Genomic DNA, 23,905 nt, shown 5'->3' with positions numbered 1-23,905 from the left:
CGGCTTAGATGTATTTTTTGATCATTGCGGTCAACTGTCCCACGACGATGGGCTTGGCCATGTAGTCGTTACAGCCTGCGTCGATCGCTTTTTGCTTGTCGCTGTCGAAAGCGTTGGCAGTAAGTGCGATGATCGGGATTTCCGGATCGATATCCCGGATTGCGCGGGATGCTTCCAGTCCGTCCATCTCCGGCATTTTGATGTCCATCAGGATCAGGTCGGGCTGCTCTTTTTTGTAAACGTCGATGGCTTCGATGCCGTTGTATGCCCGTAAAACGGTATACTCTTTCCTTAAGATGATGGACACCAGCAGAAAGTTACTGTCCGTATCTTCCGCAACCAATATTTTCTTGGGTCGATTGTCTGCCATTACTACCGATAGGATTAATTAAACGTTACAAAATAAGCCAATTTTTTCCATAAAAGCAATGATTTCCACGGAAATTGCTTTTTTTCTGGATTTTGCGCTTTTTGGGGATACAACACGTTCTGGACGAGCTATTTCCTTATTTTGAAATGCCGCTCCGATTTTTTGGGATAAATGTCGCTGATCGTAATCAGTATCCCGGTCTCCTCGACATTCCCGAAATCGGGGTTGACGACCGTTCCGAAAACGCGCATCGATGGCGAAAGGCTCATGTACGAGTTGATCAGCGGCGGGATGTTTTCACGGTAATTGCGGATCTCGCGGATCAACGTTTTGTAGTCTTCCGCATAGCTGCCGCCGCAGAACAGCGCTTCCATCTTTTCGACGTCGAAATCGAGGACGATCGGGTGAATGGCCTCGACCAGGTTTTCGCGATCCGGGAAATGTTTGCGCAGGAAATAGAGCAGGATGTTGCGGGCTTCTTTGTCGTACGAGCCGTACATGGTGACTTTGCCGAAAAAGTAGCGCATGTCCGGATTGTTCACGACCAGCGCTCCCAGTCCGTCCCACAGGTTGTCGAGCGAGTAAAGCCCTTTCGGGTTGCTGCGCGAGCCCTGGTAATGAGGCTGTACGAACGACCGTCCCAGTTCGATCGTGTAGGGCAGGTATTCCTCGCGGAATTTGTCCGTGAAACGAAAATAGTGTTCCGTCGACATGCATTTCGGATGCGACGAATGCGAAATGATGAAGCGGTATCCGCCGACGATCTCCTTTTGTTTCGGATCCCAGACGATCAACTGCCGGTATCCTTCCGGATCGAGGTCGTATTCGTCGATGTCCGTGTCGGCTCCCGTGCCGCCTCCGCCGTCGCGGAACGACACTTCCCTGAGCCGTCCGATTTCCCGCATTACGTTCGGGCTGTCGCCGGCTGTGACGACGTATATTTCATTGTCTCCGTTATTGGTCGGGCGCAGAAAGCGTTCCCGGGTCAATTCTGCTTCTATCAAATCGGTCGGGACGGGGTCGATCAGTGGTTTCATCGGGTGTTTTGATTGGATGAGCAAAAATATAAAAACAAATCGACAAAGTAATATTTAGCCGTTTTTTTGTTCGTTTTTAAGTTTATATACGTATTCCCGGAGCCGTTCCGCCCATACTTTCGCGGGCTTCCCGTCGTCGAGCCGCTGCCACGGCACCGGTTTTCCGAAGCGGATGCGGAAATCTTTTCCTCGCTGGCGGAACATCTCGTCGGGCAGGTAGAGCATTTCGAGATTGGCCCGGATGCCCACGGCGGTGCGGAAGTTGGACAGGTTGTAAAAAAAAGACGACAGTTCCCCTTCGAAATAGACCGGAACGACGTCGCGGCGGCTTTCGATCGCGTTTTTGACGAAACTGGGTCGCCACGGGCAATCCCGCACGACGCCCCGGTGCCGGCGCGAGCAGAGCCCGGCCGGGAACGTGGCGACCTGCACGCCGCTTTGCAGGTTTTGCCGGAACAGTTCGGCGTACTGCGCCTTCTGCCGGCCGTGCTTGTTGACCGGGATGAAGAGCGGATTGAGCGGCGTGAGGTGCATCAACAGGTCGTTGACGATGATTTTGACCGATCCGAAATGGCGCTCCAGTTCGTCGCACAGCATCATGCCGTCCATGCCGCCGAACGGATGGTTCGAAGCGAACAGGTAGCGTCCTTCGCGCGGCAACTTTTCGAGCCCGACCGCCCGGTAACGGATACCCATATCCGCCAGCGCCGCGCGGATGAACGGGATCGGTTCGAGGTGCGAATAAGCCTGCAAAATACGGTTGATTTCGTTCTGGTGGATCGTGCGTTTCAGATAGGCCACTACGAAGCGCGGTAACAAACGCGCCAGCGCCGGATTTTTATCCCGGATCACTTTCTCCAGATCGACGGTAAGCGTTTTCTCGTCGGACATCACGTTGGGTTGATTTTGCGCAAAATTAAGATATTCCCGGTTCATTGGAACGGTTTCGGGTAAATTTTGTACTTTTATCCGCGAAATTTTAACTTGTCGTTATGGAGTCCTACCATGTGCCGGTGCTGTTCGCCGAAAGTATCGATTTGCTAAACATACGTCCCGACGGAATGTATGTCGATCTGACTTTCGGCGGCGGCGGGCATTCGCGCGGGATTCTGGAGCGGCTTTCCGCAAAGGGGCGCCTGCTGGGGTTCGACCAGGATAGCGACGCCCGCCGCAACGTCCCCGACGACGCCCGCTTCACGTTCATAGAATCGAATTTCCGTTTCATGCGGGGGCAATTGCGCCTGCACGGATACGAACAGGTGGACGGGGTGCTGGCCGATCTGGGCGTGTCGTCGCACCATTTCGATACGCGGCAGCGCGGATTCTCGTTCCGTTTCGACGCTCCGCTCGACATGCGGATGAATCAGCGTGCCCGGCTTTCGGCTGCGGACGTAGTGAACCGTTACGAAACGGGAAAATTGATCCGGATTTTCCGGGATTACGGCGAACTGGACGCTCCGCACCGGATCGCAGGATGCATCGAGCGGGTGCGCCGCGAGCGGCCGCTCGCTTCGATCAGCGACCTGATCGAAGCGGTTGCGCCGGTAACCCCGCGCGGGGCGGACAGTAAGTTTCTGGCCAAGCTGTTCCAGGCGATCCGCATCGAGGTGAACGGCGAGATGGATGCGCTGGAGATGATGCTCGAACAGGCGCTCCGCGTACTGCGTCCCGGGGGACGGTTGGTGGTGATCACTTATCATTCGCTCGAAGACCGGCTCGTCAAAAATTTCATGCGTAGCGGAAATTTCACGGGCAAACCGGAGAAGGATTTTTACGGACGGCCCCGGACGCCCTGGGAACTGGTCGTACGCAAGGCGATCGTTCCGTCCGCCGAAGAGACCGAACGGAACCCGCGTTCGCGGAGCGCCAAACTGCGGGCCGCCGAAAAACGCTGATCGTCCGAAAGAACCGGATTCCGCACGATCGGCGATTTTACTGTATATTTTAGCCTGTCGCCGGGAAGGCTATTGATAAATTTTGTTAACTTTGCCGAGCTGATAACAAGAACCGATATGAGAAAAAAAATGTTGAGTTTCGGGGCCGCGCTGTTGTTGCTGGCGGCTCCTGTTTCTCAGATAGAAGCCGCGCCGCGCGAGGCGCAATCCCATTACGATAAGGGTATAGCCCTTTACGAAAAACAGAAATACTCCGCTGCGCAGACCGAGTTCGAGAAGGCGGCCCGCGGCGCAGGCGCCGACGATGTCGGGTTTTCGGAGCGGGCGGCTTATTACATAGCTTTGTGCGCCGCCGAGATGCGGCAGGGAAACGCCCGCGAGATGCTCGACCGTTTCATTCTGGAGTATCCGGGTTCGATCTATGCGAACGACATCCGGTTTTCGCTCGGCACGCTGTTGCACGAGGAGGGCGATTACCAGGCCGCCTATGCGCAGTACCAACAGGTCGATCCCTATGAGCTCGACTTTTCGCGTTTCGACGAATATAATTTCCGGACGGGATATGCCGCCTACATGTGCGGAGACACCGACAAGGCCTACGGCTATTTCAAGAACTGCAATACCGATCCGCAGTATAAGCCGCACGCCACGTATTACATCGCTTATATCGACTATTCCCGCGGCGATCTGCAGGCGGCCAAGCGGGAGTTCGCGTCGATCGCGGACAATCCGGCTTACGAACCGATCATTCCGTTTTACCTGTTGCAGATCGAGTTCCGGGAGAACAATTACGACTACGTGGTGGCTAACGGGATTCCGTTGCTGGCCAAGGCGACCGAAGCCCGTCAACAAGAGATTTCGCGGATCGTCAGCGAAGCTTATTTCCACCTGGGCGACTATCCGAAGGCGCTGGCCTATATGGACAATTACGCCAAATTGGGCGGTGAGATGGGGCGCGAGGAGCTTTACCTGGCCGGTTACTGCAATTACGTCGACCGCGACTATCCGAAAGCGATCGACCGGCTCACGCAGGTCGCTTCGGGCGGCGACGAACTGGCTCAGAACGCCAGCTTCCACCTCGGCGACGCTTACCTGCAGATGGGGGACAAGAAAAAAGCGATGAGCGCTTTCGCGCTGGCCGCTTCGGACGATTTCGACCAGGCGATCCGCGAAGAGGCCATGTTCAACTACGGAAAGTTGCAGTACGAATTGGGCGGCGGTATTTTCAACGAAGCGATCACCACGTTGGATAATTATATCAAGGAATTTCCCGATTCGCCTCGGATCAACGAGGCGCGCGAGATCCTGTTGGCTGCCTATTTCAATTCCCGCAACTACAATGCGGCTTACGAGGCGATCCGCCAGTTGCCCGATCCGGACAACAACGTGAAGATGGCGTTGCAGAAGATCGCTTATTTCCGTGCGCTGGAGTGTTTCGAGGCCGGCGACTACGACCGGACGCTCGAATTGCTCGATGTGGCCGACGCCAATAGATATACGGCCAAGTATACGGCGCTGACCAAATTCTGGCGGGCCGAAACCTATGTCCGCAAAGGGGATTACGCCAAAGCGCAGCCGCTTTACGAGGCTTATGTGGCGCTTTCTCCGAGTAACGAGCGAGAGAACCGGATGGCGCAATACAACTTGGGATACTGTTATTTCAATGCCAAGCAGTGGGACAAGGCCGCCGCGAGGTTCAATAGTTTCCTGAACGCTTATCCCGCCAAGGACGATTTGCGGGCGGACGCTTTCAACCGGTTGGGTGACATCGCTTTCGCCCAACGCGAGTACTACAAGGCGATCGAAAATTACGACAAGGCGATCAGCCTGTCCACGGTCGGGGCCGATTACGCCCGGTTCCAGCGGGCCGTGATGCTCGGTCTGGTCGACAAGTACGACCGCAAGGTCGAGTCGCTGATCGCGATTATCGGCGACGGCAAGAGCGACTACGTCGACGACGCGATGTTCGAGTTGGGGCGCACCTACGTGCGCCGTGAACGCTTCAACGACGGCGCCGCCGTACTGAAACGCCTGGTGGACGGTTATCCGCAGTCGCCGTTCGCCGTGAGCGCCCTGTCCGAGTTGGGACTGATTTACCAAAATCTCGGCAAAAACGACGAAGCGTTGAAATACTACAAGAAGGTGGTCGACAACTATCCCTCTTCGCCGCAGGTGAAGGATGCGATGATCGGTATCAAGAATATTTATGTCGACAAGAACGATGTCGATACCTATTTCGCTTTTGCCAAACAGAGCGGTATCGAGACGAACGTGACGGTCGTCGAGCGCGATTCGCTTTCGTTCATGGCGGCCAACCGGGTTTACCAGAGCCGGGATTATACGCGGGCGCTTCCGTTGATGGACAATTACCTGCGCCAGTATCCGCAAGGGGTTTATCGGGCGGATGCGCTGTATGCGCTCGGCGACTGTTCGCTGCAGGCAGGAAACCGTGCGGGGGCGTTGGCGGCTTTCGAGGAGGTCGGCAACATGCCGAGCAACCGTTACCAATCGCTGGCGCTGCAGAAAGCCGCAGCCATGCAGATGGAGGATAAAAATTATGCGGCCGCAGCCGAGTCGTACAAGCGGCTGAGCGTGATCGCGCCGCAGAAGAACGTGGCTTCCGAAGCGTTGGACGGCTACCTGAAAGCGGTCGTGGCGTCCGGGGATATGACTGCCGCGGGCAATGCCGCCGACGAAGTGCTGGCTTCTTCCCACCTGACCGACGATCTGGCGCATACGGCCAATTTCTTGAAAGGCCGCGCGCTACAAGCCGCCGGGGACGACAACGGGGCGCTGGCGCACTACCGCAAGATGATCGACGCCCGTACGCGGGATGCGGCCGAGGCGCGTTACCAGATCGTTTCGATCCTGTTCAAGCAGAACAAACTGAAAGAGGCCGAGAAGGAAGTGTTCGCGTTCTCCGAAAAGAACCTGCCGTACGAGTACTGGATGGGAAAGGCCTTTCTGATTCTCGGCGACATTTACGTCAAGCAGAACGACGCGTTCCAGGCCAAAGCCACCTATAAAAGTATCGTGGACGGCTATTCCGACAAGAATGACGGCGTCGTAGCCGAGGCGCAGCAGAAAATGGACGCATTGAAATAGATTTTAAAGTAACCGACAGAGAGTGATGAAAAAAACAATCATACTGATCGCAGCGGCGGTGGCCGCATGTCCCGCCTGGGCGCAGAAGCCCGAAGAAGGGGATCTGAACCGCCAGATGGAAGTGACGCGCGATTACGAACCGACCGTGAACGAAGCATCGAAACTGAATGTTAAACCCGATATGAACGATACGGTGGCGCTGCGTCCCGAGGTGACTTACAAGGTTCATCCGAACCCGATCAGCTACGGGTTCGAAGTGACGCCGATTAAACCGGTGTCGGTCAGTCTGGACAACTACCGGCAGGATCGCCCGTTGTACCTGAAAGTCGGCGTCGGCGTTCCGTTCCAGAGCGTGGTGGACGCTTATTTTTCGTCTACGAAGAACGTCAACGGCAAGTGGGGCGTACTGGTCAACCATTACGGCAGTTGGAGCGATCGCAAGAACGACAACGGGATCAAGACTCCGGCCGGGCAGACGTTCAACCGGATCGGGGCGTACGGCGAGCGTCGTTTCGGCCGTTTCGGGATCGGCGGCGAACTGGGGTACGATTACGATAAGATCAGCCGCTACGGGTACGATACGACCTGGACGTTGGAAAACTTTACCGGACGGAATATCGACGCTTCGGCATCGGCCCTGCGGCAGAACTTTTCGACCGTGCACGGGAAAATCTATTTCGGACATGCGTTCGAAGACCTTTCCTATTTCAATATCCGTTTCGGCGCCGAGGGAGCTTATTTTCAGGATCGTTTCGACATGAAGGAGGCCGATGTGAAGACGTTTCTCGATCTGGGAAAACGTTTTGGGCAGCGGCATGGGGTGACTCTGCACGCCGGTTACGATGTTTATAAAGGCAGCGGCGAGTTGGACGGTTACAAGGATAATATCCTGACGGTACGGCCGATGTACCGTTTGCAGGGCGGAAAGCTGGAATTTGCGCTGGGGGCCAATTACGTGCTCGACAACGACGGGGATCGCAGCGAAAGCGCCTTCTTCCCGCTGTTCGAACTCAAATGGCGCGCTTCGGACGGTTTTACTCCTTATCTGAAGATCGACGGCGAGTACTTGAACTACGGTTACCGTAATACGGTGACTTGGAATCCTTACGTGTTGCAGGGCGTTACGGGGCGTAATACCAGCGAATACAACGGTCGGATCGGTATCCGGGGCGGCGTTTCGTCGTCGTTCGCGTACCATGTGTTCGGCGGCGTTTCGCGCTATCTGAACATGAATTACGGATTGAATGCCTACCTGATGTTGCTGGGGGACGGGGCGAATGTGTATCAGGCTCTTTACCAGGGAAACGTGTTCGGAGTGTCGCAGCGCGACGTGACGATGTGGACGATCGGGGCCGAGTTGGAAGGACGTATTTCCGGCGCGTTCGGCTTGCTGTTCAATTTGCAGTACCGGGGTTACGACGTGAAAAAAATCGAAGATCAGAGCGCCCATATCGGGTTGCCGAACCTGACGGCCGGACTCGCTCTGAAATACAATTACCGGGATAAATTGCTGCTCAAGGCCGGAGTGGACGTGTACGGACCGCGCGATTTCGACATCTTGTTTATGTATACGGACGGGGCGAGCGCGTCTGCCGGACTGGGCCGGACTCATGTGGATATGCAATTCGACGTATATTTCGGCGCCGAATACAACATTTCGAAGAGGATCGGCGTGTTCCTCGAAGGGCGTAACCTGGCCAACCAGCGGATTTACCGTTACAATCAGTACCGCGATCTGGGCATCAATATGCTCGCCGGCGTGAAACTGCAGTTTTAGCGTGTGACGGGGAAACGCAAGAGCCCGGAAGCGATCGCTTCCGGGCTCTTGCGTTCATCGGTATCGTTATCGGATCTGATGCGCTCCCTGGGAAATGTTGACTTCGATAATGCGGGGCGCCTTGCCGAAGCGGTGCGTGAATTTGTCGGTGACTTCGGCCAGGTAATCGGCATAAGCGGCATCCCTCACCAGGTTGATCGTGCAGCCGCCGAAGCCGCCGCCCATCATCCGCGCGCCGAGCACGCCGCTGTTGCGGTGTCCGAGATCCGCCAGAAAATCGAGTTCCTCGCAGCTCACTTCGTACCATTTGCTCAGCCCGTCGTGCGAACCGTTCATTTTTTCGCCGAAAGTCGCGTAGTCCCCCTTTTCGAGTGCGTCGCAGGCGTCGAGCACCCGCTGGTTTTCGTTGATGACGAAGCTGCAGCGGCGGTAAACCACGTCGTCCATTTCGTTTTTGTAGGTGTTCAGCATTTCGAGCGTTACGTCGCGCAGCGACTCGATGCCGCCCACGTGTTTCAATATCACGGCGACGCCTGCCTCGCACTGTGCGCGGCGCACGTTGTATTCCGACGAGGCGAGCGAATGTTTTACCTGCGTATCGAACAGCACGACTTTGCAGCCTGTCGGATCGAACGGTTCGAGTTTGTATTCCAGCGAACGGCAGTCCAGCCGGATCACCTTCCCGTGATCGCCGAACAGCGAGGCGAACTGATCCATGATCCCGCAGCGCACGCCTACGTAGTTGTGTTCGGTCATCTGGCCGATTTTGGCCAGTTGTTCGCGCGAAAAACCGAGGTTGTAGACCGTGTTGAGCGCGAAGCCCACTGCGCTTTCGAGCGCGGCCGACGACGAAAGTCCCGCGCCGAGCGGGACGTCCCCGCCGAAAGTCATGTCGAACGGACGGATCAGCGCCCCGCGTTTCTCCATCTCCTGCACTACGCCGTAGATGTAGCGGGCCCACTGTTGTGCCGGTTTTTCGCCGTGCAGATCCATTTCGATCGACTGGTCGTAATCGACCGAATGGATCCGACACTTCTGTCCGTCGTTGGGTTTGACGCCAACGTAGATTGCCTTGTCGATAGCACCGGGCAACACGAATCCCAGGTTGTAGTCGGTATGTTCGCCGATCAGGTTGACGCGTCCGGGCGAAGCGAAGAACGACGCTCCGTCGCCGTACATTTTTTTGAATAGTTCCTGAATTTTAGTTTTCATAGCGGTTATAAGATTAGTTCGTATCGTCTGAAATGTAGATCGTTTCCGGATAGGTCACCCGGCTCAGAAAAAGCCCCTGCGGCGGGGCCGAGCTGCCCGCCAGCGAACGGTCGCGCCCGGCGATCACGCTGCGGAAATCTTCCGCAGTCAGCTTGCCTCGGCCGACGTCGAGCAACGTGCCGACTACGGCGCGTACCATGTTGCGCAGGAAGCGGTCCGCCGCAATGGTGAATACCAGCAACCCGTCGTCCTGCCGCTGCCATCCGGCGCGGGCGATGCGGCACAGGTTCGTTTTATTGTCCGAGTGCAGTTTGCAAAAACTGGTGAAATCCTGTTCTCCCGGCAGCAGGGCTGCGGCTTCGTTCATGCGGCACAGATCGAGCGGCCAAGCCAATTGGTACGCGGTGTCGCGGTTGAACGGGTTTTTACGCGGTGAAATGTAATATTTGTACTCCCGTTCCAATGCGTCGAACCGGGCGTGTGCGTCGTTCCGCACCCGCCGCAGTCGTTGCACGGCGATGTCGTACGGCAACAGCGCATTCAGGTGGTAGCAGAAATCTTCCGGATCGGCGATCGGTGCTTCCGTGTCGAAATGGACGACGTAGAAAGAGGCGTGCACTCCCGTGTCGGTGCGCCCGGCGCCTACGGTTTCGACCGGGCGGCGGAGCAGCGTGCCGAGGCTTTGTTGCAGGGTTTGCTGCACGGACGGGGCGTTGGGCTGGATCTGCCAGCCGTTGTATGCCTTGCCGAGGTAGGAGAGTTGTAGAAAGTAACGCACGGTTGTCGCTTTAGGTTTACAAAGATAGCATTTTCGGCGAAATGTAAAAATTTTGTCCGTTTGAAATACATAAATTTTCCTGCGCCGTTTTACGAAACAGAGTCGTTCGTCCGGTTGGTTCGACGCCTTTTTCAGAAAATGCAGAGCGGTTCGAAAAAACTTTATTACCTTTAAATCCGACTGAATCGACTAATTCTGACTCTATGAAAAAAAATCGTATGTTGCTTGCTGGATTGCTGCTGTTATTTACGGCGGCGAAACCCGCTTCTCCGGAAGTTTCGCTCGGAACTTTGCTGCGCGAAATGACCGACCGCGACGAGATCGCCCGGTGGCCGTCTCCTGCGTTCGCCTGCCGTCAGGCCAGCAGCACCGATCCCGCCACGAAAACGCCGGATCAGCCGGGCTGGTTCGGCAACGGGGACTGCACCAATTTCATCCGGCAGGAGACGACCCCGCACGGAACGGAATACGTGATGCTCGACGCCGACGGTCCCGGTGCCGTCGTCCGTTTTTGGATGACTTTTTCGGGAGCGGGTTCCGGCGAAGGTATCCTGCGTATTTACCTGGACGGCGACAGCGAACCGGTCGTCGAGGGCCGGGCCCGCAGCCTGATCGGCGGCGCCGGCATGGTCGGGGCCCCGTTGTCGATGGGCGTGTCGACGCTTACCGACTCGATGCACCGGGGGTTGAACCTTTACCTTCCGATTCCGTTTGCCGAAGGCTGTAAAATCACTTACCAGAGCTCCATGATCGATTTTTCCGACAAAGGCGGTATTCAGCCCGGTCACGAAGGGGTTTTTTACAACATCAATTACCGGAGTTACGAGCCGGGAACGCGCGTTGTCAGTTTTTCCGCGGAGGAACTTCGTAGGAACCGGACGCTGCTATCGGAAGTCCGGCGGAAGCTGAGCGACCGGGATCGGGGATTGGACGAACTGAAACTGCGGGAAATCCCGCTGGACGGAACGCTGGCTCCCGGCGACCGTAAAACTTTCACGATAGAGGGCGAAAAGGCCGTCCGACAACTGTCCGTGCGTCTCGATGCGGCCGCACGGCAGCAGGCGTTGCGTTCGACCGTGCTTGAGATCCGTTTCGACGGAGAACGAACGGTATGGTGTCCGGTCGGGGATTTCTACGGGATCGGTTATCTGCCGCTCTATACCAATACGTGGTACGCGTATGCGGAGCCGTCCGGACGGATGGACGCCTACTGGGTCATGCCTTTCCGGCACAAGTGCGAGATTACGTTCCATAATCTGGGAACGCAGCCGGTGCGCCTATGCGACGGTCGGGTACGCTACGCTCCGTGGAAATGGGACGACCGGTCGATGCATTTCGGGGCTTCGTGGCGTCAGTACGGAGCTGTTTCGACCGGACGGGACAAGCATCAGAATACGGACGATACCGGCGGTCCGTACGATCTCCGCTTCGTCGCGCTGGACGGACAAGGCGTTTATGTCGGCGACGGCCTGACGCTGTTCAATACCGAATACGCCTGGTGGGGCGAAGGCGACGAAAAAGTCTATGTGGACGGAGAGACGTTCCCGTCGCATTTGGGAACCGGAAGCGAGGACTATTACGGTTACGCCTGGGGACGGCGCGAGCGTATTACCGACCATCCGTTCATCGCCCAGCCGGAAGGCGCCGGCGCGGACAGCGCCGGATTCGTGCAGAATACCCGGCTGCGGGTGCTGGACGGGATTCCGTTCCGTACTTCGCTGCGGTTCGATATGGAGCTCTGGCATCACCTGCGGGCCGTCGTCGATTACGCTCCGACGACTTACTGGTACCTGCGTCCGGGCGGGCGCAGCTTGGTCGAACCGAACGAGAAGGAGGCCGCCCGCAAAGTATCGCTGCACAGGGAAGACCTCGTTTCGCAGAAAATGGAGATAACGGTCGAGGCCGAACATATGGCCGTCGTGAGCAAAAGTCCGGAAGATCTGCTGAATTACCATCATCACGGGATTCCGTACCGGGATATCTGGAGCAACAATGCCCAGCTTTACTGGCATTGCAATCGGCCGGGCAACCGGTTGACGCTCTCGTTCGAAAGCGTGTTGGACGGCGAGTTCGACCTCACGCTGATGTGTACGGCTTCGCCGGGTTACGGAGTGGTCGGGATCGAGGTCAACGGTACGGCTGTTGTTCGGGAATTGGATCTCAATGCGCCGAAACCGCATGTCGTTCCGATTTCGCTCGGCCGGCAGGTTATTCGTAAGGGAATCAATACGCTCGCATTCGAAATGGTCCGTTACGGGGAACATATTCCCGCCGGAACCGTCGGATTCGACCGCCTCGTTTTCGAACCTTGATCGAAACGGTCCATTTCCCGCGGTTCTTTGTTTTCGGCAGGGGCGACCGTCCGCTCGGCGTCGCCTGCCGAAAGAAGTATTTTGCGTTTTATGCGGCGCCGGGTAAGGGATTATTTAAAAATTAGCGTAAATTTGCGAAAACATTCGTACGTATTATGAAGATTGCATTGATAGGCTACGGCAAGATGGGAAAGGAAATCGAACAGATCCTGATCTCCCGGGGCCATACCGTTACGCTGATTATCGACATCGACAACGCCGGCGATCTGAATGCCGAAAACCTTCGGAAAGCGGATGTCGCTATCGAATTCACCACTCCCCATACCGCTTTTCAGAACATCGTAACCTGCCTGGAAGCCGGCGTGCCGGTGGTGTGCGGTACGACCGGATGGCTCGACCGGTACGCCGAAGTCGAAAAGCTGTGCAACGAGCGGAAGGGCACGTTCTTCTACGCTTCGAATTACAGCGTCGGCGTCAACGTGTTTTTCGCGGTGAACCGCCGACTGGCCGAACTGATGGAGCGTTTTCCGGAATACGACGTGACGGTCGAAGAAACCCATCACACGCAGAAAAAGGATGCTCCGAGCGGAACGGCGATCACGCTGGCCGAAGGAATTCTCGGGAACCTGACCCGCAAAAAGAAATGGATATGCGGTACGACGACCGAGCCCGCCGAGTTGGAGATCACCTCCGTACGCCGCAGCGTCGTTCCCGGGATTCATACCGTTACCTACGAGTCGGATGCCGACCTGATCGCCATTACGCACAGTGCCAAGAGCCGCAAAGGATTGGCTACCGGAGCCGTGCTCGCCGCCGAATTCATCTGCGGCAAGCGGGGTATTTTCACCATGAAGGATCTAATGGGAATCGATTAACCGGCCGACTGTGAATAAATTTCTGAACAAACTGAAAACGATTTGGGGTAACCGCTGGGTAAAATTCGGCGTGGTATCGGTCATTTACCTGCTGTGGTTCGTGGTCTGGACGGGCAACCTGTGGTTGTTGCTGGGACTGGTCGTGATTTACGATATTTATATATCGAAGACGATGTACCGCTTGTTCTGGCGGAAGTACAAGGAACGCAAGCGAACCAACAAGACCTACCGCAAGACTTCCGAGTGGGTCGAAGCGATTCTGTTCGCGACGGTCGTGGCTACGCTGATCCGGATCTTCGTCTTCGAGATGTACGTGATTCCGACGCCGTCGATGGAAAAGAGTATGCTGGTCGGCGACTATCTCTGCGTCAGCAAGACGGCCTACGGTCCGCGCATCCCGAATACGCCGATTTCGATGCCGCTGGTGCACAATACGATGCCGTTTTCTCAGACCAAAAAGTCGTTCGTCGAATGGATCAAGTGGCCGTACCACCGACTGAAAGGATTCGGAAACGTAAAACGCAACGATCCGGTCGTATTCAACTTTCCGGAAGGAGATACGGTAAGTCTGGCTTATCCGTCGGACAGCTATTATAACGCTTTGCGGCAGTACCAACGTCGTTACGGCGACCGGCGCGGCCGCCAGATGCTGATGGACGAGGGGATCGTCGTCCGTCCGGTCGACAAGCGCGAAAACTATGTCAAACGGGCGGTCGGACTGCCCGGCGATACGATTTTTATCGAACACTCCGAAATGTGGATCAACGGACAGCCGCAGGCGGATATTCCGGGTAAACAGTACAATTATACGGTTGTAACGAACGGTACGCCGGTCAATCCCGACGTGTTCGAAGACATGGGCGTTGCCAAGGACGATATTCACTACGATGCGGCTAACTACGCGTATGTGGAATTGCCGCTGACCGCTGAAAATGCGCGGCGGATGCGTTCGATGGGGAACGTGACGGCGATAATCAAAAGGGAGGGCGAGGGGGCCGATCCCGATATTTTCCCACAGAGCGAAAACTATCCGTGGAACGTCGATAATTTCGGGCCGCTGTGGATTCCGAGCAAAGGCTCGACGGTCGATCTGACCGTCGAGAACCTGCCGCTGTACCGGCGGATCATCGAAACTTACGAAGGGAATAAGCTGGAAATCAAAGACGGGCGAATTTATATCAACGGTACGCCGGCCGACAAATACACGTTCGCGATGGACTACTACTTCATGATGGGGGACAATCGGCACAATTCGCTGGATTCCCGTTATTGGGGGTTCGTTCCGGAGGATCATATCGTCGGAAAACCGTCGTTCGTGTGGATGTCGCTCGATAAGGATAAAAGTTTTCCGGCCAATATCCGCTGGAACCGGATTTTTTCAAAAGTGAAATAGACCGACGATGGAACCCGCCGACGACAGCTATTATACGATCGCGGCCCCGGCCGAAGCCATCTATAAGGACAAGGGAAGCAAGTTTCTGGCCTATGCCTGGCCGGTGACCGACGAGCGGCAGATCCGCGATGCGCTGGACGGGTTGCGTAAGCGCTATTACGATGCGACGCATCATTGCTATGCATGGCGCCTGGGGCCGGAAGGCGAAAACGTGCGGATGAACGACGACGGGGAACCCTCTTCGACGGCTGGACGGCCGATTCTGGGGCAGTTGTTGTCGCGGCAGGTGACCGATGCGCTGGTGGTCGTGGTACGCTATTTCGGCGGAACCAAATTGGGCGTGCCCGGATTGATCGCCGCTTATAAGGAGTCGGCGGCGGCGGTTCTGGATGCGGCCGAAGTGGTGCAGCGTACGGTGAATACCGTGTTGCGGATCGGGTTCGGCTACCTGGCGATGAACGACGTGATGCGGATCGTCAAAGAGATGCAGCCGGAGGTGCTCGGCCAGCAGTTCGACAACGCGTGCACGATGACGCTTTCGATCCGTCGAAGCCGGTCGCAACAGTTGCTCGAACGATTGCGGAACGTGGAGAGTATGAGCATTGATTTAAAGTAAAAATAGAGTTCTATGGGAAAGAAAAGTCTTGTTTCGATCACCGATTTTTCGTGCGATGAAATTCTGAAGATTATGGATCTGGCCGCCCGTTTCGAGGCCGATCCGCACCGACAGGTGCTGGCCGGGAAGGTATTCGCGTCGCTGTTTTTCGAACCATCGACACGGACGCGGCTGAGTTTCGAAAGCGCGATCAATCGTCTCGGGGGCCGGGTGATCGGTTTTTCGGGGACTTCGAATACCAGCGTTTCGAAAGGCGAAACTTTCCACGATACGATCATGACGATCTCGAACTACTGCGATATGATCGTGATGCGTCATTCGATCGAAGGTGCGGCCCGTTATGCCAGCGAGATTTCGCGCGTGCCGGTGGTCAATGCCGGAGACGGGGCCAACCAGCATCCGAGTCAGACGCTGCTCGACCTTTATTCGATCAAGAAAACGCAGGGTACGCTCGAAAATATCAATATCGTGATGATCGGCGATCTGAAATACGGCCGGACGGTGCATTCGCTGCTCGAAGCGCTGTCGTTCTTCAACCCGACGTTCACGTTCGTCGCTCCGGACGAGCTGAAAATGCCCGACGAATACAAGCTGTTCTTACGCGGAAAAGGGATTCCTTACACCGAAACCCGCAGCATCGAAAAGGCGCTCGGCGACGCCGATATCGTCTACATGACCCGCGTGCAGCGCGAACGTTTCTCCGATCCGATGGAGTACGAACGCGTGAAGAACGTTTATATCCTCAAAAACAGTATGCTGGAAAATACCAAACCCAACATGCGCATCCTGCATCCGCTGCCGCGCGTCGGGGAGATCGACACCGACGTGGACGGCAATCCGAAAGCCTACTATTTCAAACAGACCGAGAACGGCGTCTATACCCGCATGGCTATCATCAGTTACCTGTTGGGCGCCGTCGAATAAACCGTTTATTTTATAGTTTATCGCAATCATGAAAAATACGGGAGAAGGAAGGCTGGAAGTTACAGCTATCGAAAACGGAACGGTCATCGACCATATTCCGGCCAGCAATCTTTTTAAAATTATCAGAATACTGGGACTCGAAAACGAGAATCACCGGATTACGTTCGGAACGAACCTCGAAAGCAAACGCATGGGAACCAAGGCGATCATCAAAATCAACGACCGTTTCTGCAAACAGGAGGAGATCAACCGGATCGCGATCGTCGCGCCGATGGCGGTCGTCAATATCATCCGGGACTTCAAGGTGGTCGAAAAGCATGCCGTTACGATTCCTGAGACGATTCGGGGATTCGTGAAATGCGCCAATCCGAAGTGCATTACCAACAACGAACCGGTCGAAACCTCGTTCCTGGTGATCCGCAACGGGGACGAAATCGCGCTCCGCTGCCGATACTGCGAAAAGATCACCCATCAGGAACAAACCGAGATCGGAAAATAGAACGGATTGATTTTTTATGCGAACGCGGGAAGTGCTCCGCGTTTTTTATTTTTTCGATCCGGTTTTGAAACGGATCAGCGTGTTTTTGATCGGCCATCCTTCGGTAGAAAAAAATCCGATGCTCAGTAAGTTTATTTGATATTCGAAATTTGGTTTTAGCGCGATGTCGATAGTAATCGTTCGGTCGTTCGGATACCCGTTGACCTTTTTCAGCGGGAAATGTTCCTGTCCCAAAGGCCCGTATCCGAAACCATATCCTCCGGACATCGGCCGGTCGAAACGAATGGTCAGCGTTTTCAGATCGGGATCGACCTGATTGTCGCCGTTTTCGAACTCTTCGATCGAGACGAAACGGGGCCACCGGTCGATCTGATCGGCCGTGTTGTTGAAAAATTCCACGATGCGCGGCATGAAGCTTTCCATGGTCGGATAGGCGTTCCGTTGTTTTTCGTAGGTTGTCAGCAGACGCGACAATTTGGACATCCATGGAAACCCCTGCGCGATATCCTGCTTGACCTGTCGTGTCGCGGCCGTCGTATCCCCGTGATTGAGCAGGTAGCGGATGACGGAGACTCTGACCAGCGATTCGACGCGTTTGTCTACTTTGGCTGTCAAGGGCGTGTCGGCATAGACGGCCCGGAGTCCGGAAAGTAATATGGACAGGAAGAGCAGCAGGGGGATCTTCACGGATTCAGAAATGATTAGTTGGTCATGTAAAGTTACAAAATATTGTTTTCAAATACTCTTCTGTCATTGTTTTTCCGAATACGGCGATGATAGAGTCCGGTGTCGTGTATCAATTTTTGCTGAAAAATCGTTATCTTTAGCGATTAATTTTTTTAGAATGCAGAATCCGAAAGAGGAAAAATATATTCATGTCAAAGGCGCGCGGGTGCACAATCTGAAGAATATCGAGGTTAAAATTCCGCACAATCAGTTGGTTGTCATTACGGGATTGTCGGGATCGGGCAAATCCACGCTCGCGTTCGACACCATTTTCGCCGAGGGGCAGCGGCGCTACGTCGAGAGCCTGTCGGCCTATGCGCGGCAGTTTCTGGGTAAGATTAACAAGCCGGACGTCGATTTCATTACGGGGATCGCGCCGGCCATCGCCATCGAGCAAAAGGTCAATACGCGCAATCCGCGATCGACGGTCGGTACGTCGACCGAAATTTACGACTACCTGAAACTGCTGTTCGGCCGTATCGGGCGTACTTATTCGCCGGTGTCGGGACGCGAGGTACGTTCGCATACGGTGGCCGACGTAGTCAACTACATCGCCGCGCTGCCGTCCGGAACCCGCGTGCTGGTCGCTGCTCCGCTGAAAACGGCCGAAGGACAGGGATTGATCGAGAAACTGACGCTGTTGGTCAAGGAGGGCTTGCAACGGCTTTATATCGACGGACAGTCGCTTTTTATCGAGGATATTATCGCGCAGGCGGACGATTACGCCGGACGCGCCGACTTGCGGATCGTGGTCGACCGGGCGAAAGCTACCGATGACGAGGAGACGCTCAGTCGCTTGGGCGATTCGGTGGCTACCGCATTTTTGCAGGGCGACGGCGTGTGCGACGTGATCGTTCAGCAAGCGGACGGCGACCGTATCGAGTCGTTTTCGTCCCGTTTCGAGTTGGACGGCATCGTTTTCGAGCATCCGTCGGAACATATGTTCAGTTTTAATAATCCGATCGGCGCCTGTCCGCGCTGCGAGGGATACGGCAAGGTAATCGGGATCGACGAGGATCTGGTCGTGCCGGACAAGAACAAAAGCATTTATCAGGATGCGATCGCATGTTGGCGCGGCGAGACGATGAAGTGGTGGCGCGACCAGTTGGTAATCAATGCCCCGAAATTCGACTTTCCGATCCACCGTCCGTTCCACGAACTTACGCGCGAAGAGAAGAGGCTGCTATGGAAAGGCAATGAGTTTTTCCACGGACTTGACGAATTTTTCAAATTCTTGGAGGGAGAACGTTACAAGATCCAGTACCGGGTGATGCTTTCGCGCTATACCGGCAAGACCGTTTGTCCCGACTGCGGCGGCGGGCGGTTGCGTAAGGAGGCATTCTACGTGCAGGTTGGCGGAAAGCATATCGGCGAGCTGGTGACGATGCCGGTCGACGAACTGCAACGTTTTTTCGACGGCTTGCGGCTCGACGACCGCGACGGGAAAACCGCTGCGCGGGTGCTGACCGAAATCCGCAACCGGCTCGAATACCTCAATGAGGTCGGTCTCGGCTACTTGACCCTCGACCGGCTGTCGTCGACGCTGTCCGGCGGCGAGAGCCAGCGGATCAATCTGGCAACTTCGCTTGGCAGCAGTCTGGTAGGATCGTTGTATATCCTCGACGAACCGAGTATCGGTCTGCATCCGCGCGATACGAACCGGCTGATCGCCGTGCTGAAAAAACTGCGCGACTTGGGTAATACGGTGATCGTCGTCGAGCACGAGGAAGAGATTATCCGGGCGGCCGATACGATCATCGATATCGGACCGCTGGCCGGTTACCAGGGCGGCGAGGTGATGTTTCAGGGCGGTATCGACCGACTGGCTTCAGCAAAGGACAGTCTGACGGCGAAATACCTGACCGGCGTCGAACGGATCGAACCGCCTGCGAACAAGCGTCGCTGGAACAGCTACGTCGAGGTGATCGGAGCCCGGGAAAACAACCTGAAAGGGATCGACGTGAAATTCCCGCTCGGCGTGATGACCTGCGTAACCGGGGTCAGTGGCAGCGGTAAATCGTCGCTCGTCCGCGAAATCCTTTATCCGGCGATCCGCCGGGAACTTTATGAAACGGGGATGAAGCCGGGCGATTTCGAGCGGCTCGGCGGCGATCTGAAGCGATTGAAAGGGGTCGAGATCATCGACCAGAACCCGATCGGGAAATCGCTTAGATCGAATCCGGTCACCTATTTAAAAGCTTACGATGATATTCGTAAACTGTTTGCCGATCAGCCTTATGCGAAGCATAACGGACTGACTCCGTCGCACTTTTCGTTCAACATGGCGGGAGGCCGGTGCGAGGAGTGTCAAGGCGAAGGCGTCATCAAGGTCGGTATGCAGTTTATGGCCGACGTCGAACTGGTGTGCGAAAGCTGCGGCGGCAAACGGTTCAAGGACGAGGTGCTGGAGGTGAAGTATCACGGTCATTCGATTTACGATATTCTCGAACTGACGGTCGATGCTGCCGTAGACCTGTTCGCAGCCTATCAGGACAAGGATGCGATCAATAAAAAGATTATCGAGAAACTGAAGACGTTGCAGGATGTGGGACTGGGCTATGTCAAACTCGGGCAGTCGTCGTCGACGCTGTCCGGCGGGGAGAGCCAGCGCGTCAAACTGGCGTCGTTCCTGATCAAGGAAAATGCCGGAGGCCCGATCCTGTTCATTTTCGACGAGCCGACCACCGGGCTGCATTTCCACGATATCCGCAAGCTGCTGGGGGCTTTCGACGCTCTGCTGGCCCGGGGGCATACGGTGGTGATCGTCGAGCATAACATGGACGTGATTCGATCGGCCGACTGGGTGATCGACCTCGGGCCCGAGGCCGGCGAGCGCGGCGGCAGGGTGGTTTTCGAAGGAACGCCCGCCGATCTGATGACGTGCCGCGAAAGTTATACCGGAAAATTCCTATCTTTGGCCGAAAATTCGCGGCGGGGGGCTGCGAAGACAAAAAAATGACGATGGAATTTACCTGCTATACCCTGCCTAACGGGATTCGCTGCATTCATAAACAGGTGCGTTCGGCGGTCGTCAACTGTGCGCTGACGGTCAATACCGGCAGCCGGGACGAAGAAATGTCCGAACAGGGGCTCGCCCACCTGCTCGAACATGCGTTTTTCAAAGGAACGACCCACCGCAAGGCGTTCCATATCAATTGTCGGCTCGAGAATCTCGGCGGCGAATTGAACGCCTATACGACGAAGGAGGAGACGGTGGTGCACGCTACCACGCTGCGCGGCGATTTTGCCAAGGCGGCGGAGCTGATCGCCGATATCGTTTTTCATTCGACTTTCCCGCAGCGCGAGTTGGAGAAGGAGAAGGAGGTGATCGTCGATGAAATCAACTCGTACAAGGATTCGCCTTCCGACCGGATTTTCGACGATTTCGAGGATATGATCTTCGTCGGTTCGTCGCTCGGCCACAATATCCTGGGATGTAAAAGCGCGTTGATGAAGTATACGCGGGACGATTTGCTGCGTTTCGTGGCGCGTACTTACAATACCGATCAGATGGTTTTTTCGGTGATCGGCAATGTCTCGGCAAAGCGTTTCAAGGATACGTGCGACCGTTATTTCGGCGGGATGGGGGAGTCGCTGCGCGGTTTTACGCGCGATGCGGTCGTTCCGGTCGCATCCTTTTCGAAAGAGCTCCACCGGAAATGCTATCAGGCTCATTGCATTCTCGGCGGCCGGGCCTACAACCTGAACGACGAACGGCGCGTGGTGCTGTCGCTACTGACGAACCTACTCGGCGGCCCGTCGGCCAATTCGCTGCTGAACCTGGCCGTAAGGGAGCGCAACGGCTTGGCTTATAATATCGAAGCGGGGTTCACCCCGTTCAGCGATACGGGTCTTGCGACGATCTATTTCGGAACCGACAAGGAACGGGCCGACGAATGCCTCGAACTGATCGACCTCGAACTGACGAAAATCCGCAGCGGAAAGTTGAGCGACCGCCTGTTGCATATCGCCAAAAAACAGTACCTCGGCCAGATTACGATCGCGATGGAGAACAACGAGAGCTATATGTTGAGTGCCGCGCGCAGTTTTCTGGTTTACAATAATATCGATGCGATGGAGACGATCCGCGAGAAGATCGGCACCGTCACGCGGGACGAAATCGTCGCGGTGGCCAACGAGATTTACGGGACGCAGAACCTTTCGATGCTCATGTACCGGTAGATATGGACGATCTGGAACGATATATCGAGCGGCACGTTACCCCCGAAGATCCGCTACTGGCCGAACTCGACCGGGAGACCCACCTGCGCGTGGTGCAACCCCGGATGATTTCGGGTCATTTGCAGGGGCGGTTGCTGGAGATGGTCGTGCGGATGATCCGTCCGCAGCGGATCCTGGAGATCGGTACCTTTACCGGCTATTCGGCGATCTGCATGGCGCGCGGGCTCGGCGAAGGCGGCGAGCTGCATACGATCGAAGCGAACGACGAACTGGAACCGATCGCATCGAAATATTTCATCCGCAGCGGGCTTTCCGGCCGCATTACGCTGCACATCGGTTCCGCGCTCGATATCGCTCCGTCGCTCGGCGTATTCGATCTGATTTTTATCGACGGCGATAAACGCGAATACCCGCAGTATTACGATATGGCTCTGTCGCATCTGGTGCGCAGCGGCAGCTATCTTCTGGCCGACAACATCCTCTGGTACGGGAAAGTGGCCGAAACCGTACCTGTCGGCGACCGGCATACATGGGCGATCCGAGAGTTCAACGACCGGGTATTGCAGGACGACCGCGTGGAAAACGTGATCCTGCCGATCCGCGACGGGTTGAATCTGATCCGGGTAAAATAGCGAAACGAACGGGGCCGTAAAAAAGAGTCTGCCGGTTGGGATCGTGCGGATTTTGTCCTATCTTTGTTCTGCTAAGTTCAAGAAGCAGATTGCGATGAAAATACGTGTGGATTGTTTTCTGCCCGGTATGGGTACGGAGCAGGCGAAAAGCGTAACGGACGGGTTGCGCCGGGAAGAGGCGGTAGACAAAATTTTCTGGGTGGACGGGTCGGAGAACGATCCGGCCGATGAGTGCGAAAACCGGATCGGCGGGCCGTTGTGCGCTTCGGCGACGCTCCGGAAGATCGCCGAAGCGTCCTCTGGGGATTATACGTTGATCTATACCGGCAATGCCGTATTGCGGATGGGAATGTCCGCTCTCGACCGGATGCTGCAAGTTGCGCGGGATACGAATGCCGGGCTGGTTTACGCCGATTATTACGAAGTGCGGAACGGTCGCCGCAGCGAACACCCGGTGATCGATTGCCAGGCGGGCAGCCTGCGCGACGATTTCGATTTCGGGCCGGTTTTGCTGTACCGGACGGACGCGCTGAAACGAGCCGTAGGACAGATGGAACGCGATTACCGTTTCGCCGGGCTTTACGACCTGCGCCTGAGGGTTTCCTGTCGGGACTTGTTGGTGCATATTAACGAATATCTATATTTTGATTTAAAGGATGATGAGTCGGGTGATGTGAATTCTTTATTTAGCTATGTCGATCCGAAAAACCGGGACGCGCAGATGGAAATGGAACAGGCGTGTACCGACCATCTGAAACGGGTGGGGGCTTATCTGGAGCCGACGTTCCGGGAACTGGAGTTCGCCGCAGACGGTTTCGAATGCGAGGCTTCGGTAATCATTCCGGTACGCAACCGGGTACGGACGATCGCAGATGCGATCGCTTCGGTGCTGAAGCAGCAGGCCGGATTTAAATTCAATCTGATCGTGATCGACAATCATTCGACCGACGGCACGACCGAAGCGATCGACCGCTTTGCAGCGGACGGGCGGCTGATCCATATCGTTCCGCAACGGGACGACCTCGGGATCGGCGGTTGTTGGAATGTCGGGGTGAATCATCCCGGATGCGGCCGGTTTGCCGTGCAGCTCGACAGCGACGACGTATATGCCGACGAACATACGTTGCAGAAAATCGTCGACGCCTTTTACAGCCAGCGGTGCGCGATGGTCGTGGGAACTTATATGCTGACCGATTTCGAGATGAAACCGATCCCGCCGGGGGTGATCGACCACCGGGAATGGACGCTTGAGAACGGGCGGAACAATGCGTTACGGATCAATGGTCTGGGAGCTCCGCGCGCGTTTTATACGCCGCTGCTGCGCGAACTGAAAGTGCCGAATACCAGTTATGGGGAGGATTACGCGCTCGGGCTGCGCTTTTCGCGCGAATACCGGATCGGCCGGATATACGACGTGCTTTATCTGTGCCGTCGCTGGGACGACAATTCCGACGCTTCGCTCGACATCGTCCGGACGAACCGGAACAATGTTTACAAGGACCGCCTGCGGACGTGGGAACTGCGGGCCCGCATCGCCTTGAATATGAATAAGCAAGTGAAATAACGGATTGT

At 55.8% G+C, this 23,905-nt stretch carries 19 protein-coding genes; 13 read left to right on the top strand and 6 right to left on the bottom strand.

The features are described from left to right. Nucleotides 1–4 precede the first annotated feature (4 nt). From C1A08_RS10570 to C1A08_RS10560, 3 genes are all read right to left on the bottom strand, one after another. Entirely contained in the window at nucleotides 5–370 is a 366-nt protein-coding gene (locus tag C1A08_RS10570; protein ID WP_101573347.1) for a response regulator, read from the bottom strand. Between the two features lie 128 nt (nucleotides 371–498). After that, nucleotides 499–1,407 carry a GNAT family N-acetyltransferase gene (locus C1A08_RS10565; protein WP_101573346.1) on the bottom strand — a complete coding sequence of 303 codons (909 nt, stop codon included), beginning with the start codon at nucleotides 1,405–1,407 and terminating at the stop codon, nucleotides 499–501. 54 nt (nucleotides 1,408–1,461) lie between these two features. After that, nucleotides 1,462–2,298 carry a 1-acyl-sn-glycerol-3-phosphate acyltransferase gene (locus tag C1A08_RS10560; protein WP_101573445.1) on the bottom strand — a complete coding sequence of 279 codons (837 nt, stop codon included), beginning with the start codon at nucleotides 2,296–2,298 and terminating at the stop codon, nucleotides 1,462–1,464. 101 nt (nucleotides 2,299–2,399) lie between these two features. On the opposite strand from C1A08_RS10560, the gene rsmH reads away from it, so the two are divergent. The 3 genes from rsmH to C1A08_RS10545 all read left to right on the top strand — a co-directional run bounded on the left by rsmH (nucleotide 2,400) and on the right by C1A08_RS10545 (nucleotide 8,184). Then, nucleotides 2,400–3,302 (top strand): 16S rRNA (cytosine(1402)-N(4))-methyltransferase RsmH, encoded by a 903-nt coding sequence (gene rsmH, locus C1A08_RS10555; RefSeq protein ID WP_101573344.1) that lies wholly within the window; start codon nucleotides 2,400–2,402, stop codon nucleotides 3,300–3,302. Between the two features lie 117 nt (nucleotides 3,303–3,419). Further along, nucleotides 3,420–6,407 (top strand): tetratricopeptide repeat protein, encoded by a 2,988-nt coding sequence (locus C1A08_RS10550; protein WP_153498375.1) that lies wholly within the window; start codon nucleotides 3,420–3,422, stop codon nucleotides 6,405–6,407. Nucleotides 6,408–6,432: 25 nt separating this feature from the next. Beyond that, the gene (locus C1A08_RS10545; protein WP_101573342.1) at nucleotides 6,433–8,184 is read left to right on the top strand and encodes a hypothetical protein; all 1,752 of its coding nucleotides are present in this window, start codon (nucleotides 6,433–6,435) and stop codon (nucleotides 8,182–8,184) included. Nucleotides 8,185–8,250: 66 nt separating this feature from the next. Here C1A08_RS10545 and galK read toward each other — a convergent pair whose 3' ends face one another. Together galK and truA are read right to left on the bottom strand one after the other, a co-directional pair. Next, nucleotides 8,251–9,396: a galactokinase gene (gene galK / locus C1A08_RS10540; RefSeq protein ID WP_101573340.1), complete on the bottom strand. Its 1,146-nt coding sequence runs from the start codon at nucleotides 9,394–9,396 to the stop codon at nucleotides 8,251–8,253. A 13-nt stretch (nucleotides 9,397–9,409) separates the two neighbouring features. Continuing rightward, complete coding sequence (gene truA, locus C1A08_RS10535) at nucleotides 9,410–10,174, bottom strand: tRNA pseudouridine(38-40) synthase TruA (protein WP_101573338.1); 765 nt, start codon at nucleotides 10,172–10,174, stop codon at nucleotides 9,410–9,412. A 203-nt stretch (nucleotides 10,175–10,377) separates the two neighbouring features. On the opposite strand from truA, the gene C1A08_RS10530 reads away from it, so the two are divergent. The 6 genes from C1A08_RS10530 (at nucleotide 10,378) to pyrI (ending at nucleotide 16,793) form a co-directional block, all read left to right on the top strand. Beyond that, on the top strand, nucleotides 10,378–12,486 hold the full coding sequence (locus C1A08_RS10530; RefSeq protein ID WP_101573336.1) for a glycoside hydrolase family 172 protein: 2,109 nt from the start codon (nucleotides 10,378–10,380) through the stop codon (nucleotides 12,484–12,486). Nucleotides 12,487–12,641: 155 nt separating this feature from the next. Beyond that, nucleotides 12,642–13,361: a 4-hydroxy-tetrahydrodipicolinate reductase gene (gene dapB, locus C1A08_RS10525; protein WP_055206114.1), complete on the top strand. Its 720-nt coding sequence runs from the start codon at nucleotides 12,642–12,644 to the stop codon at nucleotides 13,359–13,361. Nucleotides 13,362–13,383: 22 nt separating this feature from the next. After that, the gene (gene lepB, locus C1A08_RS10520) at nucleotides 13,384–14,754 is read left to right on the top strand and encodes a signal peptidase I (RefSeq protein WP_101573441.1); all 1,371 of its coding nucleotides are present in this window, start codon (nucleotides 13,384–13,386) and stop codon (nucleotides 14,752–14,754) included. Between the two features lie 7 nt (nucleotides 14,755–14,761). Then, on the top strand, nucleotides 14,762–15,370 hold the full coding sequence (locus C1A08_RS10515; protein ID WP_055206112.1) for an IMPACT family protein: 609 nt from the start codon (nucleotides 14,762–14,764) through the stop codon (nucleotides 15,368–15,370). A 12-nt stretch (nucleotides 15,371–15,382) separates the two neighbouring features. Then, on the top strand, nucleotides 15,383–16,294 hold the full coding sequence (gene pyrB / locus C1A08_RS10510; RefSeq protein WP_055206109.1) for an aspartate carbamoyltransferase: 912 nt from the start codon (nucleotides 15,383–15,385) through the stop codon (nucleotides 16,292–16,294). Nucleotides 16,295–16,322: 28 nt separating this feature from the next. Further along, on the top strand, nucleotides 16,323–16,793 hold the full coding sequence (gene pyrI / locus C1A08_RS10505) for an aspartate carbamoyltransferase regulatory subunit (RefSeq protein WP_101573334.1): 471 nt from the start codon (nucleotides 16,323–16,325) through the stop codon (nucleotides 16,791–16,793). A gap of 45 nt (nucleotides 16,794–16,838) precedes the next feature. On the opposite strand, the gene C1A08_RS10500 is transcribed toward pyrI, so the two are convergent. After that, nucleotides 16,839–17,480, bottom strand: coding sequence for a DUF4932 domain-containing protein (locus C1A08_RS10500; protein ID WP_180951571.1), 642 nt, complete (start codon nucleotides 17,478–17,480; stop codon nucleotides 16,839–16,841). A gap of 157 nt (nucleotides 17,481–17,637) precedes the next feature. Here C1A08_RS10500 and uvrA point away from each other — a divergent pair, with 157 nt between their 5' ends. From uvrA to C1A08_RS10480, 4 genes are all read left to right on the top strand, one after another. Beyond that, nucleotides 17,638–20,478, top strand: a complete 2,841-nt coding sequence (gene uvrA / locus C1A08_RS10495; RefSeq protein WP_101573330.1) for an excinuclease ABC subunit UvrA — start codon at nucleotides 17,638–17,640, stop codon at nucleotides 20,476–20,478. Between the two features lie 2 nt (nucleotides 20,479–20,480). Further along, nucleotides 20,481–21,701 carry a M16 family metallopeptidase gene (locus C1A08_RS10490; protein ID WP_101573439.1) on the top strand — a complete coding sequence of 407 codons (1,221 nt, stop codon included), beginning with the start codon at nucleotides 20,481–20,483 and terminating at the stop codon, nucleotides 21,699–21,701. 2 nt (nucleotides 21,702–21,703) lie between these two features. Continuing rightward, nucleotides 21,704–22,333, top strand: coding sequence for an O-methyltransferase (locus C1A08_RS10485; protein WP_055206102.1), 630 nt, complete (start codon nucleotides 21,704–21,706; stop codon nucleotides 22,331–22,333). Between the two features lie 94 nt (nucleotides 22,334–22,427). Further along, a complete protein-coding gene (locus C1A08_RS10480; RefSeq protein WP_101573437.1) occupies nucleotides 22,428–23,897 on the top strand; it encodes a glycosyltransferase family 2 protein in 1,470 nt (489 codons plus the stop codon). Nucleotides 23,898–23,905 lie beyond the last annotated feature (8 nt).

This window comes from Alistipes sp. cv1 (assembly GCF_900240235.1).
Taxonomy (GTDB): Bacteria; Bacteroidota; Bacteroidia; order Bacteroidales; family Rikenellaceae; genus Alistipes_A; species Alistipes_A hominis.
Note: the sequence above shows the minus strand (reverse complement) of the source record. Positions and strands in the feature narration are given on the sequence as shown.

Bases quoted from the DNA above. Each gene is read 5' to 3' on its own strand.
- C1A08_RS10485 (WP_055206102.1), top strand. From the start codon at position 21,704: ATGGACGATCTGGAACGATATATCGAGCGGCACGTTACCCCCGAAGAT.
- galK (WP_101573340.1), bottom strand. From the start codon at position 9,396: ATGAAAACTAAAATTCAGGAACTATTCAAAAAAATGTACGGCGACGGA.
- uvrA (WP_101573330.1), top strand. From the start codon at position 17,638: ATGCAGAATCCGAAAGAGGAAAAATATATTCATGTCAAAGGCGCGCGG.
- pyrI (WP_101573334.1), top strand. From the start codon at position 16,323: ATGAAAAATACGGGAGAAGGAAGGCTGGAAGTTACAGCTATCGAAAAC.
- C1A08_RS10480 (WP_101573437.1), top strand. From the start codon at position 22,428: ATGAAAATACGTGTGGATTGTTTTCTGCCCGGTATGGGTACGGAGCAG.
- pyrB (WP_055206109.1), top strand. From the start codon at position 15,383: ATGGGAAAGAAAAGTCTTGTTTCGATCACCGATTTTTCGTGCGATGAA.
- C1A08_RS10515 (WP_055206112.1), top strand. From the start codon at position 14,762: ATGGAACCCGCCGACGACAGCTATTATACGATCGCGGCCCCGGCCGAA.
- rsmH (WP_101573344.1), top strand. From the start codon at position 2,400: ATGGAGTCCTACCATGTGCCGGTGCTGTTCGCCGAAAGTATCGATTTG.
- C1A08_RS10560 (WP_101573445.1), bottom strand. From the start codon at position 2,298: ATGTCCGACGAGAAAACGCTTACCGTCGATCTGGAGAAAGTGATCCGG.
- C1A08_RS10550 (WP_153498375.1), top strand. From the start codon at position 3,420: ATGAGAAAAAAAATGTTGAGTTTCGGGGCCGCGCTGTTGTTGCTGGCG.
- C1A08_RS10545 (WP_101573342.1), top strand. From the start codon at position 6,433: ATGAAAAAAACAATCATACTGATCGCAGCGGCGGTGGCCGCATGTCCC.
- C1A08_RS10530 (WP_101573336.1), top strand. From the start codon at position 10,378: ATGAAAAAAAATCGTATGTTGCTTGCTGGATTGCTGCTGTTATTTACG.
- C1A08_RS10490 (WP_101573439.1), top strand. From the start codon at position 20,481: ATGGAATTTACCTGCTATACCCTGCCTAACGGGATTCGCTGCATTCAT.
- C1A08_RS10570 (WP_101573347.1), bottom strand. From the start codon at position 370: ATGGCAGACAATCGACCCAAGAAAATATTGGTTGCGGAAGATACGGAC.
- dapB (WP_055206114.1), top strand. From the start codon at position 12,642: ATGAAGATTGCATTGATAGGCTACGGCAAGATGGGAAAGGAAATCGAA.
- C1A08_RS10565 (WP_101573346.1), bottom strand. From the start codon at position 1,407: ATGAAACCACTGATCGACCCCGTCCCGACCGATTTGATAGAAGCAGAA.